This is a genomic window from Bacillus sp. 0909A (assembly GCF_036765115.1).
GTDB classification, from domain to species: Bacteria; Bacillota; Bacilli; order Bacillales; family Bacillaceae; genus Bacillus; species Bacillus mojavensis.
Window position 1 is genome coordinate 137,566 of sequence record NZ_JBAIZU010000002.1, and the last position, 16,103, is coordinate 153,668.

17 protein-coding genes are annotated in these 16,103 nt (G+C 43.4%); all 17 read right to left on the minus strand.

What is annotated here, in order from left to right:
• Positions 1-5 precede the first annotated feature (5 nt).
• Positions 6-1,220, minus strand: a complete 1,215-nt coding sequence (dapG, locus tag V6D42_RS05930; RefSeq protein ID WP_333512664.1) for an aspartate kinase — start codon at positions 1,218-1,220, stop codon at positions 6-8.
• A 91-nt stretch (positions 1,221-1,311) separates the two neighbouring features.
• Positions 1,312-2,352 (minus strand): aspartate-semialdehyde dehydrogenase, encoded by a 1,041-nt coding sequence (gene asd, locus V6D42_RS05935; RefSeq protein WP_268446166.1) that lies wholly within the window; start codon positions 2,350-2,352, stop codon positions 1,312-1,314.
• A gap of 125 nt (positions 2,353-2,477) precedes the next feature.
• Entirely contained in the window at positions 2,478-3,080 is a 603-nt protein-coding gene (dpaB, locus tag V6D42_RS05940) for a dipicolinate synthase subunit B (protein WP_333512665.1), read from the minus strand.
• Between the two features lie 2 nt (positions 3,081-3,082).
• A complete protein-coding gene (dpaA, locus tag V6D42_RS05945; RefSeq protein WP_029441268.1) occupies positions 3,083-3,976 on the minus strand; it encodes a dipicolinic acid synthetase subunit A in 894 nt (297 codons plus the stop codon).
• A gap of 191 nt (positions 3,977-4,167) precedes the next feature.
• Positions 4,168-4,425 carry a YlmC/YmxH family sporulation protein gene (locus tag V6D42_RS05950; RefSeq protein WP_010334291.1) on the minus strand — a complete coding sequence of 86 codons (258 nt, stop codon included), beginning with the start codon at positions 4,423-4,425 and terminating at the stop codon, positions 4,168-4,170.
• A 77-nt stretch (positions 4,426-4,502) separates the two neighbouring features.
• Positions 4,503-5,732 (minus strand): M16 family metallopeptidase, encoded by a 1,230-nt coding sequence (locus V6D42_RS05955; protein ID WP_268446168.1) that lies wholly within the window; start codon positions 5,730-5,732, stop codon positions 4,503-4,505.
• 38 nt (positions 5,733-5,770) lie between these two features.
• Positions 5,771-6,730 carry a polysaccharide deacetylase family protein gene (locus V6D42_RS05960; RefSeq protein WP_326195502.1) on the minus strand — a complete coding sequence of 320 codons (960 nt, stop codon included), beginning with the start codon at positions 6,728-6,730 and terminating at the stop codon, positions 5,771-5,773.
• Positions 6,731-6,847: 117 nt separating this feature from the next.
• A complete protein-coding gene (gene pnp, locus V6D42_RS05965; protein WP_010334288.1) occupies positions 6,848-8,965 on the minus strand; it encodes a polyribonucleotide nucleotidyltransferase in 2,118 nt (705 codons plus the stop codon).
• A 171-nt stretch (positions 8,966-9,136) separates the two neighbouring features.
• A complete protein-coding gene (rpsO, locus tag V6D42_RS05970) occupies positions 9,137-9,406 on the minus strand; it encodes a 30S ribosomal protein S15 (protein WP_003154182.1) in 270 nt (89 codons plus the stop codon).
• Positions 9,407-9,562: 156 nt separating this feature from the next.
• Entirely contained in the window at positions 9,563-10,513 is a 951-nt protein-coding gene (gene ribF, locus V6D42_RS05975) for a bifunctional riboflavin kinase/FAD synthetase (protein ID WP_333512666.1), read from the minus strand.
• An 18-nt stretch (positions 10,514-10,531) separates the two neighbouring features.
• Positions 10,532-11,461, minus strand: coding sequence for a tRNA pseudouridine(55) synthase TruB (truB, locus tag V6D42_RS05980; RefSeq protein ID WP_168747855.1), 930 nt, complete (start codon positions 11,459-11,461; stop codon positions 10,532-10,534).
• Positions 11,462-11,545: 84 nt separating this feature from the next.
• The gene (gene rbfA / locus V6D42_RS05985; RefSeq protein ID WP_010334286.1) at positions 11,546-11,899 is read right to left on the minus strand and encodes a 30S ribosome-binding factor RbfA; all 354 of its coding nucleotides are present in this window, start codon (positions 11,897-11,899) and stop codon (positions 11,546-11,548) included.
• Positions 11,900-11,915: 16 nt separating this feature from the next.
• Positions 11,916-12,194: a DUF503 domain-containing protein gene (locus V6D42_RS05990; protein ID WP_003220950.1), complete on the minus strand. Its 279-nt coding sequence runs from the start codon at positions 12,192-12,194 to the stop codon at positions 11,916-11,918.
• Complete coding sequence (gene infB / locus V6D42_RS05995) at positions 12,191-14,341, minus strand: translation initiation factor IF-2 (protein ID WP_010334285.1); 2,151 nt, start codon at positions 14,339-14,341, stop codon at positions 12,191-12,193. The genes V6D42_RS05990 and infB overlap by 4 nt, the downstream gene beginning before the upstream one ends.
• 19 nt (positions 14,342-14,360) lie before the next feature.
• Positions 14,361-14,663: a YlxQ family RNA-binding protein gene (locus V6D42_RS06000; RefSeq protein WP_010334284.1), complete on the minus strand. Its 303-nt coding sequence runs from the start codon at positions 14,661-14,663 to the stop codon at positions 14,361-14,363.
• Between the two features lies 1 nt (position 14,664).
• The gene (gene rulR / locus V6D42_RS06005; protein ID WP_010334283.1) at positions 14,665-14,940 is read right to left on the minus strand and encodes a glucose-induced regulator RulR; all 276 of its coding nucleotides are present in this window, start codon (positions 14,938-14,940) and stop codon (positions 14,665-14,667) included.
• Between the two features lie 13 nt (positions 14,941-14,953).
• The gene (gene nusA / locus V6D42_RS06010; RefSeq protein WP_326333505.1) at positions 14,954-16,072 is read right to left on the minus strand and encodes a transcription termination factor NusA; all 1,119 of its coding nucleotides are present in this window, start codon (positions 16,070-16,072) and stop codon (positions 14,954-14,956) included.
• Positions 16,073-16,103 lie beyond the last annotated feature (31 nt).

Consider the following 16,103-nt stretch of genomic DNA (forward strand, 5'->3'; position numbering starts at 1 on the left):
CACATTTACTTAGAAAGTTCAAACACTTCATGCAAAGCGTTTACAGCAGGAACCATGTCCTTTTCATGGACAAGCACCCAGATGGTCGTGTGGCTGTCCGCCGACTGCAGAATAGGAATCTCTTTCTCTGATAGGGCTGTCACAATTTTAGACGTTACACCCGGGACGCCCATGATACCGGCACCGACTGCCGAAACTTTTGCGCAGTTTCTCGTCACCATCGGGTCATAGCCCATATCCATTAAGATGCGCTGAGCTGTTTCCGTCTTGTTCCCAGCCACCGTATAAACAATTTCACTAGGTGTAATATTAAAGAAATCAACGCTGATTCCTGCATTCGCCATCGCTTTAAAAACTTCAGTCTGAACGTTATACTGACCGATTTTTGAAGGCACTTTGAACTGTGTGACATCTTTGACATGGGCAATTCCAGTAATCAGCCGTTCAAAAACATCACTGCCGACATTGGAAGAATGATGTGAAGTCACCAATGTGCCTTTATCTTTAGAATAGGTTGAGCGGACGCGGATCGGAACCTTAGCCTGCATCGCAATTTCCACAGCTCGCGGATGAATCACTTTCGCTCCCTGGTACGCCAAATTGCAGATTTCCGTATATGTTACCACAGGAAGCGGTTTCGCGTTTTCCACTACTCTCGGATCAGCAGTCATCACACCTTCAACATCTGTGAAAATATCGATGTACTCAGCGTCAATTGCCGCCCCAAGTGCGGCTGCAGACGTATCGCTGCCCCCTCTTCCGATCGTTGTTGTATCGCCCTTTTCAGTAGCGCCTTGGAATCCTGCGACGACTACCGCGTCATGATTCGCAAGCACACTGAATAAACGCTCAGGCTTCATTTCAAGGATTTTTGCATTTGTATGCTGATCATTCGTTAAGAAGCCGGCCTGAGCCCCAGTCAGCGCAGATGCTTTTACACCGTTATCCAGCAGCATGCTCGTAAAGACGACAGAAGAAATCGTCTCTCCACATGATAAAAGCAAATCCTGCTCTCTTGGGGAAATCGCAGACTGATCGCCGTAAAGCAGTCCCAACAGAGAGTCAGTTGCGTACGGATCACCCTTCCTGCCCATCGCAGAAACGACAACGACAACCTTATAACCTTCACTGATTGCTTCTTTAATGTGCTCTAAAGCCAGTTTACGGCCTTTGTCATCCTTTACAGATGTCCCGCCAAACTTTTGAACAATTATCTTCACTGTTTTCACTCCAAATTATTCGGACGTAACAGAAGAGAGCAGGCGATTTGCGCCTTACTCTCTTCTATTCGCACTTGGGAAATTCTCTCTTTTATACGAGGTTTAGTTTTTTCAGGCTTTCTGCAATTTGAACAGAGTTCCATGCGGCGCCTTTTAATAGGTTATCAGAAACTACCCATAAATGAAAACCGTTTGCTCTGTCCAAGTCTTTGCGGATGCGGCCTACAAACACATCGTTTTTGCCGACTGCATCGGCAGGCATTGGATAAAGCTGCTGGCTCGGGTCGTCCTGAAGTGTAATGCCAGGAGCTTCTTTTAATAGATTTTTAATATCTTCCACAGTAGCGTCATCTCGGTCTACCTCGATGTAAACGGACTCTGAATGGCCGGTTTCAATCGGAAGTCTCACACATGTAGCCGCTACTTGAAGCTCAGGCATGTGCATGATTTTTTTCGTTTCATTTATCATTTTCATTTCCTCAAACGTATAGCCGTTATCTTGGAATTTATCAATTTGCGGAATCGCATTGAAAGCGATTTGATAGTGTTTTTCATCACCTTTTACAGGCATAATCTCTGGTTTGATTTCTTCGTTGTTTAAAATCGCCTCTGTTTGGCTGTGCAGCTCTTTTACAGCTTCATTACCCGCTCCTGATACCGCTTGGTAAGTTGATACGATAACTTTGTTTAAGCCGTAAGCTTTGCGGATCGGTTCCAGCGCAGCCACCATTTGAATTGTAGAGCAGTTAGGGTTGGCAATAATGCCGTTGTGTTCATGCAAGTCTGCCTCGTTGACTTCAGGCACAACAAGCGGCGTATTTTCGTCCATACGGAACGCACTTGTATTATCTATAACAATAGCTCCGCGTTTTACAGCTTCAGGTGCCAATGCCTGCGATACGCTTCCGCCGGCGCTGAACAAAGCAATATCTACTCCTTCAAAGCTCTCGGGAGAAGCTTCCTGTACAGTCAGCTCTTGGCCTCTAAATGTGACTTGGGTACCCGCAGAGCGTTTTGAAGATAGCAATGTAAGTGTATCCATTTCAAAATTTCTGTCTTCAAGTGTTTTAAGCATTTGTTGTCCTACAGCTCCTGTCGCTCCGACAACAGCTACGTGTAAACCTCTTCCCATCTGTAAAACTCCTTCCGCCAATCAGCTTCATTGAATTGATTTGACTATAATTTTACGTTTTATTTTACCATAGAATATGCGGGTGATGACCGAAATTTTTTGTTTAGGAAAGATTTTCTGTATATTTAGTCATTTCCCTGATAATTATCAACGAGAATCGGCTGAAGCTGCTGATGCATCAGGGCCTTTTCAACAGTTTGAGGAAGCAGATCCATTTTGGCAACCATTGAATTCGGTTTTTTGTATGGATCATCTTGCCCAAAAGGAATGAAGAAGATATTTTTGGTAGACATGAGCCTCATTAGGTTGGTGCCATTTAAACCGAGAGCGTCATTTGTTGAGATACCAAGAACGACCGGCCGATTGTTTCTGATTGTTGCTTTTGCAGCCATCAGTACTGGGCTGTCTGTCATGGCGTTGGCCAGCTTGCTCATCGAGTTTCCGGTTAAAGGAGCTATTACCATGCAGTCCAATGGCAGCTTTGGCCCGAGGGGTTCAGCCTTTACAATTGAATCAATTACCTCATATCCGGTAAGATCTTCAATTTTTTTAACCCATTCCGCTCCTTCTCCAAAGCGTGTATCTGTGGTTTTTACGGTAAATGTGACAACCGGCCGGACTTCCGCTCCTTCATTGACTAGCGCCTCAATTTGCGGAAACACCGCTTCATATGTGCAATGCGAGCCGGTCAGTCCAAATCCGATTCTTTTCCCTTTTAGTGACGACATTCTTATTTCCCCTCCTCAGCATGTAATTCAGCCAAAAGCTTGCTCAAGACATTGGCGAGGATCTGCCCGGCTGTTTTAGGAGCGACAATCCCCGGCAAACCAGGGGCAAGGAGTGCCTTAATCCCTTGTTTTTCAGCATATTTAAAATCGGTTCCACCGGGACGTGAAGCCAGATCCAATATTAAGGTTTTCGGTGTCATGCAAGAAAGCACAGTTTGATTCAAAATCATGCTCGGTATGGTATTAATACAAATATCTATATCTTTGACATGCTCTTTGAGTTCATCAGTGTGAAACGGGACGAGCCCCATTTCGGTGATGCGCGCCAGATGCGCTGAACTTCTTGCGCCTACCTTTACATTCGCCCCCAGCGCGGCAAATGTACGGGCGATCGTCATTCCGGTACGCCCTAGCCCGAGAACGGCCACCTGAGATCCGTGTATCGTATAATCTGTGTGCTGAATGGCCAGCATAATGGTTCCTTCTACTGTCGGAATAGAATTATATATCGCAATGTCATCCCGCTCAAACAGCTTAACAAGTTTTCTGTTTGCTTGAGCTGCAATGTTTTCTAAATAGGCGTTAGAAATCCCTGAGAAAATGACACAGTGTGCAGGCGTTTGGTCGAGGTGCTCCTGTTTTAAAACAACTTCTTCATTTGAAAAAACGGTTGATACGACACCTTCTCCTGTTGTTGCAGACACAGGAAGAATGATACTGTCTATTTGCTGATAAGGAATTTCATCAATGTTGCATTTTACAGCTCCGGTAAAACCGTGATCCAATTGGTCAAAACCGACGAGATAGATGTCAGTCTGCTGTTCAGTGAGCTTTCTAATAATTTCGAGCTGCCTTGCGTCACCGCCGATAACTGCAATTTTCAATCCGGTTAACATGTTAAACGTTCACCTTCTTTGTATATACTGGATCCCTAGTTGTTAAGCTCCCCTTCATCTTATGATCAAAAGGAAATAGCGGTGAATTAAAACATACGCTTTTTTCACACAAAAAAACATCGGCTGACTCAGCCGATGTTTGGATGTTTTCATGAGAGCCCATAACCTGCAGAGTTGGGCCTTTTCTATAGTTACTCTTGGTGAGGAGAAATCTCCTCAGGGACATCTAAAATGATCATATCTGATCCGATCTTTTGAATATGATTCCAGGGGACACGAATGTCTTGACCGTGTTTTCTCAAACCAAACCATTTGACTGTCGGAATGAGAAGCGCTGTGATCTGACCATCCTGTTCATTGATTTCTAAATCGGTCTGACCCAGTACTCCCAGCCGTTCAGCTCTTTTGATGTCGACAATTTCCTTCCCGGATAATTCACTGAGCCGCATCTCTGTCACCCCCTTGTACTATGTATGATCAAAAGGATAAAAAAATGCCTGCTCCGTTTTGGGGCAGGCATTTCGGTCTATGATGGCATATTGCCGGAAGGGCTGATAAGAGCCAGAGAATAGTCATTCGTAAACATTTGTCTAGCAAGACCGTTGACGCGATCTAAGTTTACAGCGTTTAATTCATTAATAATTTCGTCTAATGTTTTGTGTTTTCCGAGCAGCAGTTCATTTTTACCGTTTCGGCTCATTTTGCTGTTCGTGCTTTCTAAGCTCAGCATCAAGCTTCCCTTCATTTGCTCCTTGCTGTTTTCCAGCTCTTTCACCGTTATGCCGTCGCGTTTTAATGTCGCAAGGGTTTCTTGAATGGTTTCTGACAGCTGCTGAAGCTGATTTGCACCTGTTCCGCCATAAATGGTGAGCATGCCGCTGTCCTCATATGAGCTGTGATAGCTGTAAACAGAATAAGCGAGCCCTTTATCTTCACGAACATCTTGGAACAGGCGGCTGCTCATGCTGCCTCCGAGCACATTATTAAGGACGATCAAATCATAAATCTTTTCATGACCGACTTCCAGCCCTTTAAAGCCTAGACATAAATGGGCTTGTTCTGTTTCTTTTTTTCTTGTGAGTTTTTCTGTATGGAATCCAGGCTTCTGAAGACCTGTCGCTTTGCCTTTTGCCTCGTATGATCCGAACCATTTTTCTACATCTTTTATAAAGCTTTCTGAAATATTACCCGCTACAGAAATAACGACACGGTCCGGCGTATAATAATCATGCATGTATTGTCTGAGAGAGTCGCCGTTAAAAGAATCAAGCGTTTCTTCTGTGCCTAGGATCGGATAGCCTAAAGAATGATTCCCGTACGTGGCTTTGCTCAGTAAATCATGGACAATATCATCGGGCGCGTCTTCGTACATTTTTATTTCTTCGTAAACCACATTTTTTTCTTTTTTCAGCTCGTTTTCATCAAAAGTTGAATGAAAAAACATATCTGCTAATACGTCAAGTGCGTAATTCGCATGCTCATCAAGCACCTTTGCATAATAGCAGGTATATTCCTTTGAGGTAAACGCATTGACCTGACCGCCAATACGATCAAAAGATTCTGCTATCTCACGTGCAGATCTTGTGCTCGTCCCTTTGAAGAACATATGCTCCAAAAAGTGGGAAATCCCATTTATCTCCGGCGTTTCGTGCCGCGAGCCTGTACCAATCCAAACGCCAATCGCAACAGAACGGACTGTCGGGTTATTTTCAAGCACAACTCTTACACCATTTTGACATGTATATCGTTTAATCAAATTTGTTCCTCCTATTCAAAGACTAGCTGCCTGCCCTGTTACTTCAACAGTCTTGTTTCATCCATTAGTTCAGTGACTGTTCCAAGCGCATATCCTTTCTCTTTTATCTTTGTAATCAGCGCTTCAAGACTTTCCGCCGTGGGATCTGTCGGATGCATTAAAATCATGGCACCATTATGTATCTTGCTTAACACCCGTGTTTGAAGTGCAGACGGAGCCGGTTTTTGCCAGTCGATTGTATCAACTGTCCACATCACAGTTCCCATATGTTTGTCAGCTGCAATGTCAACAACCGCTTTTCTGAAACTCCCGCTTGGCGGAGCGAACCATTTCGGCTTGACACCGAGCGTTTTTTCTATCTGCTCATTCGTCTTGTCGAGCTGTTCGGAAATTCTTCCTGTTGTCAGTTTGCTCATATCCGGATGATTGTATGAATGATTTCCGATTTCATGTCCTTCTTCCGCAATCTTTTTAGCCAACTGTTCATTGTGTTTCACCCAATTGCCTTCCAAAAAAAACGTTGCCTTTACTTTATGCTTTTGAAGTACAGGGAGCATTCTTTCCAAGTATTCGTTTCCCCATGCCACATTAATTAAAAAAGCCACCATCGGTTTTTCAGGATTCCCTTTGTAAATAGGCTCTGGCTGAAGAGACTCAAGATGAACGCTTGGTTTTACTTGACTGTACACTAAATCGTTTTCCCGAAACTCACCGTACTTTTTCATTTTTTTATAGGATTTTTCAATATTCACCTTTAAACCATTGTAACCGGGAATGCTTTTCCACACCTTATCTATTCTTGCATTCTGAGGCTTTACTTCATAATCTGGCGCCTTTTGAAGCAATTCTTCATATAACGGGTCTTTGGACGCCGAGACGGTCACCGTATCTTGTTTCATTGCCCCTATATAATCAAGTGTGTGCGGATTTTTCATCATCTCAAATGAAACAAAAAAAAGAAATAGAAAAACGGCAAACGGTACAAATTTTTTGTACATGTTTTGTCCCCCCTCACCTCACATTATGAAGGAGAAGGACAAGGTAGAACCCGCTTGCTTTTTAAAAGCGTCAAAATAAAGAAGCCGGGGTCTCCCAGGCTCCTTTTATGTTTTCATTTAAGATTTTTGTTCTTCTTTTTCTTTCTCTTCACGGAGCACAGCTTTACGAGACAAGTTGACCCGTCCTTGCTTATCGATTTCAGTAACTTTCACAAGAATCTCATCTCCGATTTTGACAACATCTTCAACTTTTCCTACGCGGTCAAGCGCAAGCTCTGAAATGTGCACCAAACCGTCTTTTCCGCTGAAAATTTCAACGAATGCACCGAATTTTTCGATTCGTTTTACTTTACCTAAGTAAAGCTGACCGACTTCAACCTCTCTGACGAGGTCTTCGATGATTTTCTTCGCTTTTTGGTTACTGCTTTCAACTGTCGAAGAAATAAAGATTGTGCCATCCTGCTCGATATCAATTTTAACACCGGTCTCTTCGATGATTTTATTGATTTGTTTTCCGCTAGGTCCGATGACATCACGGATTTTATCAGGATTGATCGCCATTGTTAAAATCTTAGGCGCATATTGGGAAAGCTCTTTTCTTGATTCGCTTAATGTAGCAAGCATACTGTTGAGGATTTCCATTCTTCCTTTTTTCGCCTGCTGAAGCGCTTCTTCAAGAATCTCTCTGGAAAGGCCATCAATTTTAATGTCCATTTGCAGCGCCGTTACGCCCTTTGCAGTTCCGGCAACTTTAAAGTCCATGTCTCCAAGCGCATCTTCCATGCCTTGAATATCAGTTAAAACAGTATAGTGTTCGCCTGATTTGACAAGTCCCATTGCAATACCTGCGACTGGCGCTTTGATTGGTACACCGGCATCCATCATTGCAAGTGTGCTTGCGCAAATACTTGCTTGAGACGTAGAACCGTTTGATTCAAGCACTTCTGACACAAGACGGACAGTATAAGGAAAGTCTTTTTCAGACGGAATAACTGGCTCAAGCGCACGCTCACCCAGTGCTCCGTGTCCGATTTCACGGCGTCCCGGCCCACGCATTGGTCCTGTTTCCCCAACGCTGAATTGCGGGAAGTTGTAATGGTGCATAAACCGTTTCGATTCTTCAACACCTAAACCATCAAGGATTTGCACATCACCGAGAGCACCTAACGTACAAACGCTGAGAGCCTGAGTCTGCCCCCTTGTGAACAATCCGGAACCGTGTGTTCTTGGCAAGAGGCCGACCTCTGATGAGAGCGGGCGAATTTGATCGACTCCGCGGCCGTCAGGTCTTACCTTTTCTTCAGTAATCAGGCGGCGCACTTCATTTTTAACAAGCTTGGACAAAATTTGTTTGACTTGCTTGATTGTTTCTTCATCATGCTCATCTTCCTCGAATTTTGCTACCACTGTGTTTTTCACTTCAGTAATGGCATCTTCGCGTGCATGCTTTTCATGAACTTGGATTGCTTTCAGCAGATCTTCTTCTGCTAAAGCCTTTACCTTTTCATTCAGCTCTTCGTCAATTTCATAGAGCTTAATTTCTGATTTTTCTTTGCCGACAGCTGCAACAATTTCTTCTTGGAATGCAATCAGTCGTTTAATCTCATCATGGCCGAACATAATCGCTTCTAGCATCGTTTCCTCAGGAACTTCGTCGGCTCCGGCTTCCACCATGTTAATTGCATCTTTAGTTCCGGCAACGACAAGATTGATATCACTTTTCTCAAGCTGATCAACCGTCGGGTTAATGACAAATTGATTATCAATGCGTCCGACAGTTACCCCTGCAATCGGTCCTTCAAACGGGATGTCCGATACAGAAAGTGCAAGCGATGAACCGAACATAGCAGCCATTTCTGAAGAGCAGTCTTGGTCAACACTCATGACGATGCTGATGACTTGAACTTCATTACGGAATCCATCGGCGAACAAAGGCCGGATCGGACGGTCGATTAAACGGCTCGCCAGTACTGCTTTTTCACTTGGACGTCCTTCTCTTTTAATAAACCCGCCAGGTATTTTACCTACCGCATATAATCTTTCCTCGTAGTTTACAGTAAGCGGGAAGAAATCAAGCGGTTTCGGTTCTTTTGAAGCGGTTGCTGTACTGAGTACTGCTGTGTCGCCGTAGCGGACCATAACAGCACCGTTTGCCTGTTTGGCAAGCTGGCCGGTTTCAACAGTAAGTGTTCTTCCGGCCCAATCTATGGTAAAGACATGTTTTTCTTGTCCCATACGATTACGAACTCCTCTCTTCGTTGTGTGAAATAATCAATTACTCCTATTATGAACGAAATGGATTGAACATATCAATGTCAAAGTAGTATGTAAAAGGATTTCAATGATTGTTATAAAAATTTTCGCTTTAATACGATAAAAAAGCGGGAATCCTCCCGCTTTTTACGATTATCGACGTAAGCCTAGTTTGTTAATTAACTCACGGTAACGAGTTACGTCTTTATTACGCAGATACGTAAGAAGATTACGACGCTTACCTACCATTTTAAGAAGACCGCGACGTGAATGGTGGTCTTTCTTGTGTGTACGTAAATGCTCGTTCAAGTTGTTAATTGAATCAGTTAGGATAGCGATCTGAACTTCTGGAGATCCAGTATCAGATTCGTGTGTTTTAAACTCACTGATGAGTTGGTTTTTACGCTCTTGAGTAATTGCCATCCTGTTTCACCTCCAAATCATATTTAGCCCCAGTTACCTAGCAACCGTCGGTGACTTCGGATTGCCAAGCAAAGGTTTTAAGACTACGAAGACTATCATACTAAAAATTGAGCCTATATGCAAATATTTTAGATTAAAATTTGTGTGCGCTGCATGTTATTTCCGCAAATTGCTGAAATAACGGATCGCTTCCTGCTTATCTTTCTCAATTTGCTCTGTTAATTCTTGAATGCCGTTGAACTTGCGCTCACTCCGAATTCGTTTATACCATTCAATTTTTATAGCGGCTCCGTATACATCTTGATCAAAATCAAATAAATTGACCTCAATCGAAGGCTGTTCCGGACGTTTTTCATAAAACGTCGGCTTATAGCCGATATTGCAAACGCCGTTGTAAAGCTCGCCGTTTATTTCCGCCTTGACGGCATATACACCGGTCGGCGGGACAATATAGCTGTTATTTAAGCCGACATTGGCCGTCGGAAACCCGATTGTCCGCCCTCTTTTATCTCCGTGAATGACAATTCCTTTAATAAAGTAGGGCTGTCCAAGCAAAACATTGGCCAGTTCAACGTCTCCGTTTTGAAGTGCAGTCCGAATATAGCTGGAGCTGATTTTTTTATCCTGCTCAGTCAATTTTTCTACCATCGTACAATCAGCTTTTCCATCTAAATCAAGCGGCATCGTTTCCATTGTTCCTTTGCCGTATTTGCCGTACGTAAAGTCAAAGCCTGCCACTGCATGCTGTACATTAAGGCCTAAAATGTACTGATCAACAAACTGCTTTGGAGTCAGAGAAGCAAACTCTTCATTAAATTTAACGACATACAGAATCTCCGTGCCTAATTGTTCAATTTGGCTGATTTTATCTTCAAGAGGAGTAATCAGATCCTTTGGTTCCTGATCCCTACCCAGCACATGAGATGGATGGGGGTGAAAGGTCATCACGGCTAATGTCAGATCCCTTTCTTCAGCTATCTGTTTAGCTGTGCCGATTACCTTTTGATGCCCTAGATGGACGCCGTCAAAATAACCTAACGCCATCACAGATTCTGGCTGCTCCTCTTTTATTAAATGATGCGGATGTGTAATATGTATCGTCTTCACAGAACGGTCACCTTTTTTCTATTGTTCGCTTTTTTGCATCAATACTTTTGCCGGCTTTAACAGCCCGTGTTTTGTAGGATGGGGGAAATAAATCGCCAGACAGCTTCCGGATTCCGTATAGACTGCGATACGGTCGTCACTTGTCAGATCCGAGAATTGTTCAGGTGTTTCAAGTAAAGCCCCATTTTCTACTTTCTTAGCTAATGTATCACTTATGATCCATTTCGGCAAATGATTGAGCGCACGTTCAATAGAGACTGTATGCTCTGTTATAGTTCCGGATTCGGCTTGAGCTTCCAGCTCTTCGAACGTAAAGCATTCATCAAGGGAAAAGTCACCGGACGCCGTACGGATCAAATGAGACATATGAGCCGGATATCCGAGCTTTTCGCCAATCATAACCGCCAGTGTCCGCACATAGGTTCCTTTTGAACATGTTACCGTAAACCGGAAACTCGCTGTCTCTCCATTATGTTTAACCCCTGTAGTGAGCGCAATGTCTTCAATGGTAATAAGACGTTTTGGCCGTTCTACTTCAAGTCCCGCTCTTGCATACTCATATAATTTTTTGCCGTTTACCTTTACTGCTGAATACATCGGGGGAATTTGTTCTTGTTTTCCCTTTAAGCTGTTTAACACCTTTTCCACTTCTGCTTCATCAATAGTTTGAACTACTGGCTTTGTATCAACGGGTTCTCCGGTTTGATCCTCTGTCGTCGTTGAAATGCCAAGCGTAATTTCAGCATCATATGTTTTAGACTTCTCAGTTAAATATTCAACAATTTTTGTTGCCCGGCCTACACAAATCGGAAGCACACCTGATACCTCAGGATCAAGCGTTCCCGTGTGCCCGACTTTTTTTGTTTTAAGCAGCTTCCGTATCTTCATGACACAATCATGCGATGTCATGCCTACCGGTTTATGTAAAAGGAGAACTCCGTTAACCATATGCCTTTCACTCCTTCTGTTGTGTGGATTTTCTTTAAAACGCAGAAAAGAGGACAGACGACGAACGCCTATCCTCTTCATTTGTTATTCAGACGGGTTCTCTGAATTCAATTGGTGAATCAATGTTTCGATTCGGTTTCCGTAATCAATTGATTCATCGAACTCAAATTCAATCTCAGGCGTTTTACGAAGCCTGATGCGACTGCCGATTTCAGAGCGTATAAACCCTTTTGCCTTAGCCAGTCCTTTCAGCGCTTCTTCCCGTTTTTTCTCGTCTCCGAGAACGGAAATATACACCTTTGCAATTTGCAAATCACCTGATACACGTACATCTGTTACTGTCAGAAAACCAATTCTCGGATCCTTCAGCTTTCGGCTGATAATATCACCGAGTTCTTTTTTCATTTGCTCGCCAACACGGTTTGCTCTCATACTCAATTCAATCACCTCTAAGTTAAAACCACTCTGTTCTAGTGATCGTCCGTTCAATTTCAGGAAAAGAATCAATAAACGCAAGGACACGCTGCAATTCTTTTTCTGTTTGAACGCGAGAGGAAGAAACAGCGGCGATTCCAAAGCTGGTTCTTTGCCATGTGTCCTGATAGCCAATCTCCGAAATCGAAACATTGAACTTATTTTGAACCCTGGTTAAGATCCGCTTTAGAACGGCACGCTTTTCTTTTAACGATCCTGCATCATAAATGATGCATTCACATTCCGCAAATCCGATCACGTTCTTTCAATTTCTTGCATGACAAACGCTTCAAGGATGTCACCTTCACGAATGTCATTGTATTTCTTAATCGTTATACCACATTCGTAGCCTTGTGAAACTTCTTTCACATCGTCTTTAAAGCGTTTCAGAACGTCCACTTCGCCTTCGAAGATTACGACGCCGTCACGAATTAAACGGAGACCGCTATTGCGCGTGATTGTTCCTTCAGTAACATATCCGCCGGCAATCGTACCGATTTTAGATACTTTGAATGTTTGGCGCACTTCTACTTGACCAATTACTTTTTCTTCATATTCAGGATCAAGCATACCTTTCATAGCTGCTTCAATCTCGTCAATTACTTTGTAAATAATACGGTGAAGACGAATATCTACGTTTTCAGCTTCAGCCGTACTCTTAGCATTACCGTCTGGTCTCACATTAAACCCGATAACAATTGCATTGGAAGCAGATGCTAAAATAATGTCAGATTCTGTAATTGCACCAACACCTGTGTGGATGATTTTCACTTTAACACCTTCAACTTCAATTTTTTGAAGTGCGGCTGTTAAAGCTTCGGCAGATCCTTGAACGTCAGCTTTTACGATAAGGTTGATGTCTTTTACATCACCTTGTTTAATTTGCTCGAATAAGTCGTCAAGACTCAGCTTTGCTTTATCGCTGCGCTGCTCTTCAAGCTGTTTAGAAGCACGGGCTTCTCCAACAGAACGAGCTGTTTTTTCGTCTTTAAAGACAAGGAATTGATCTCCTGCTTGAGGCACGTCATTTAGACCAGTAATTTCAACCGGTGTAGACGGGCCCGCTGTTTTTACACGGCGTCCGATATCATTGACCATTGCACGGACACGGCCAAATGTATTGCCGACTACGATCGGATCACCGACATGCAGTGTTCCAGTCTGTACGAGCAATGTCGCAACTGACCCTCTGCCTTTATCCAGTTCTGCTTCAATAACAGTTCCTTTTGCCTGGCGGTTCGGGTTCGCTTTCAGTTCCTCTACCTCACTGACAAGCAAAATCATTTCAATAAGTTCATCAATGCCTTTTCCAGTTAAAGCGGAAAGCGGCACAAAAATCGTTTCTCCGCCCCAAGCTTCAGGCACTAGTCCGTATTCCGTCAGTTCTTGCATGACACGGTCAGGGTTCGCAGCTTCTTTATCAATTTTATTCACAGCAACGATGATCGGTACTTCAGCTGCTTTCGCGTGATTGATCGCCTCTACTGTTTGCGGCATTACACCGTCATCCGCAGCAACAACTAGGATCGTAATATCGGTTACTTCCGCACCGCGTGCACGCATGGTTGTAAATGCGGCGTGACCCGGCGTATCCAAGAAAGTGATTTTCTTGCCGTTTTCTTCGATTTGGTAGGCTCCGATATGCTGAGTGATTCCGCCAGCTTCTCCTTCAACAACCTTTGTTTTACGGATGCTGTCAAGAAGCGTTGTTTTCCCATGGTCAACGTGACCCATGATTGTAACGACAGGAGGACGAATTTCAAGATCCTCTTCTTTATCAGGCTCTTCGTATTTCTCTAATTCAGTTTCTTCAAGGACAATAACTTCTTCAGTTTCAACACCGTATTCTGATGCAATCAGTTCGATTGTATCTTTATCGAGCTCTTGGTTAATGGTCGCCATAACACCAAGAAGCATCAGTTTTTTGATGAGTTCAGAAGGCTCTTTGCCTAGCTCTTCTGCCAGTGCGCCAACTGTTAAAGTGCCTGAGAACGTAATTTTTTCAGGAAGCTCTTTTTTCGGCTTCACAGGCTTTTGCTGATGTTGGTTTCTGTTGTTGTTATTGTTGCGTTTATTTTTTTTGTTGTTGTTATTCTTCTTGTTTTTGTTAAATTGATTATTCTGCACGTCATTCTTCTTTCCGTCTCGAATTTTATTTGGTTGATTTCCAGCAGACTGCTGATTTACCCCTTGCGGCTGTTTGTTTTTGTTCGTTTCCGCAGGCTTTTGAGATTTAACGGCTGCGCCGCCTTTTTTAAATTTGGCATCAAGCTGTTTAATGGCCTTTTCTTCAAGCATGGCCATATGATTATTCACTTCTAAATCCATGTTCTTCAGTGCGGTCAAAATTTCCTTACTTGAAACATTTAACGCTTTTGCATATTCGTATACTCTCATTTTAGCCATTCGTTCACCCCCAAAAATATTAATCGAGCAAGCTGATTAGCTTATTCGCAAAACCTTGGTCAGTGACGGCGACAACGACACGGGATTCTTTACCGATAGAGCGGCCAAGAACCGCGCGATTCGCGACTTTTTTATAAGGAACTTTATAATAATTGCACTTGTCGGTTACTTTCTTTGCTGTGTTAGATGATGCATCCTCTGTAAGCAGGACAAGCTTCGCACGCGCATTCCTGACTTCTTTAATAACCAAGTCTTCGCCTGACACGACCTTACGAGCTCGATTGGCCAGACCCAGCAAGGGAAACCATTCCATTCCAGACATTTTATTTTTTCACCTTTTCCGCCAGTTCCAGCAATTCTTCGAAAATCTGGTCATCGATTTGTGATTGAAATTGATTTTGCAAAGTGTTTTTCTTTTTTGCTGCTAAGATGCACTCTTTATCCAGCGTTAAATAAGCACCCCGCCCGTTCTTTTTCCCGGTCGGATCTACTGAGATTTCGCCTTCTTTTGAACGAACAACTCGGATTAGTTCCTTTTTAGGCTTCATTTCACCAGTCACCACACACTTGCGTAACGGGATTTTTTTGTGTTTATTCACCTAAGGTCACCTCTTATTCATCCGATTCAGCAGTTTCAGGCTCCGTAAAGAGCGGCTCTTCGTCGTCTTCATCAAGTTCTCTCGGATAGATTCCAAGCTCTCTTGCGTCTGTTTCGCTCTTAATATCAATCTTCCAGCCTGTCAATTTAGCAGCTAAGCGTGCGTTTTGTCCTCTTTTGCCAATCGCCAGAGACAGCTGGTAATCAGGAACAATAACAGTTGTCGCTTTTTCTTCTTCATTCACGATGACATCCAGCACTTTCGAAGGGCTGAGCGCATTCGCGACAAATTCTACAGGGTCATTCGACCAGTTGACAATGTCAATTTTTTCACCTTTTAATTCATTGACAATCGCCTGAACACGCTGGCCTTTAGGGCCGACGCAAGAGCCTACCGGATCCACATCAGGATCATCTGTGCGGACAGAAATTTTCGAACGGTCGCCTGCTTCTCTGGCAACAGATTTCAGCTCTACAGTTCCATCATAAATTTCTGGCACTTCGATTTCAAATAAACGCTTTAAGAGGCCTGGGTGTGTTCTTGACACATAAATCTGCGGGCCTTTCGTCGTTTTTTCTACTTTTGTGATATACACCTTAATGCGGTCATGAGGCTTATAGCTTTCATTCGGCATTTGCTCATTAACCGGCAGCAAGGCTTCAATTTTTCCTAAAGACACATAGATAAACTTGTTGTCCAGGCGCTGGACGATACCTGTCATGATGTCTTCTTCACGGTCAATAAACTCAGAATAGATCACACCGCGTTCAGCTTCGCGCACACGCTGTGTCACGACCTGCTTCGCTGTTTGGGCTGCAATGCGTCCGAAATCCTTAGGCGTTACTTCAATCTCTACAACATCGCCCACCATATATTCCGGATGGATGCTTTGCGCCTCTTCAATTGAGATCTCCAGTCTTTGATCGTATACCTCATCAACGACATCTTTTCTTGCGAATACACGGATTGAACCTGTTTCACGGTTCAAATCCACCCGTACATTTTGCGCCTGATTAAAATTGCGCTTATAAGCAGAAATTAAAGCAGCTTCGATTGCTTCAATGATAATTTCTTTGCTGATGCCTTTTTCTTTCTCAAGAATGGTGAGAGCATCTAATAATTCACTGCTCATGTTAACGGTCTCCCCCCTTAAAACTTATATT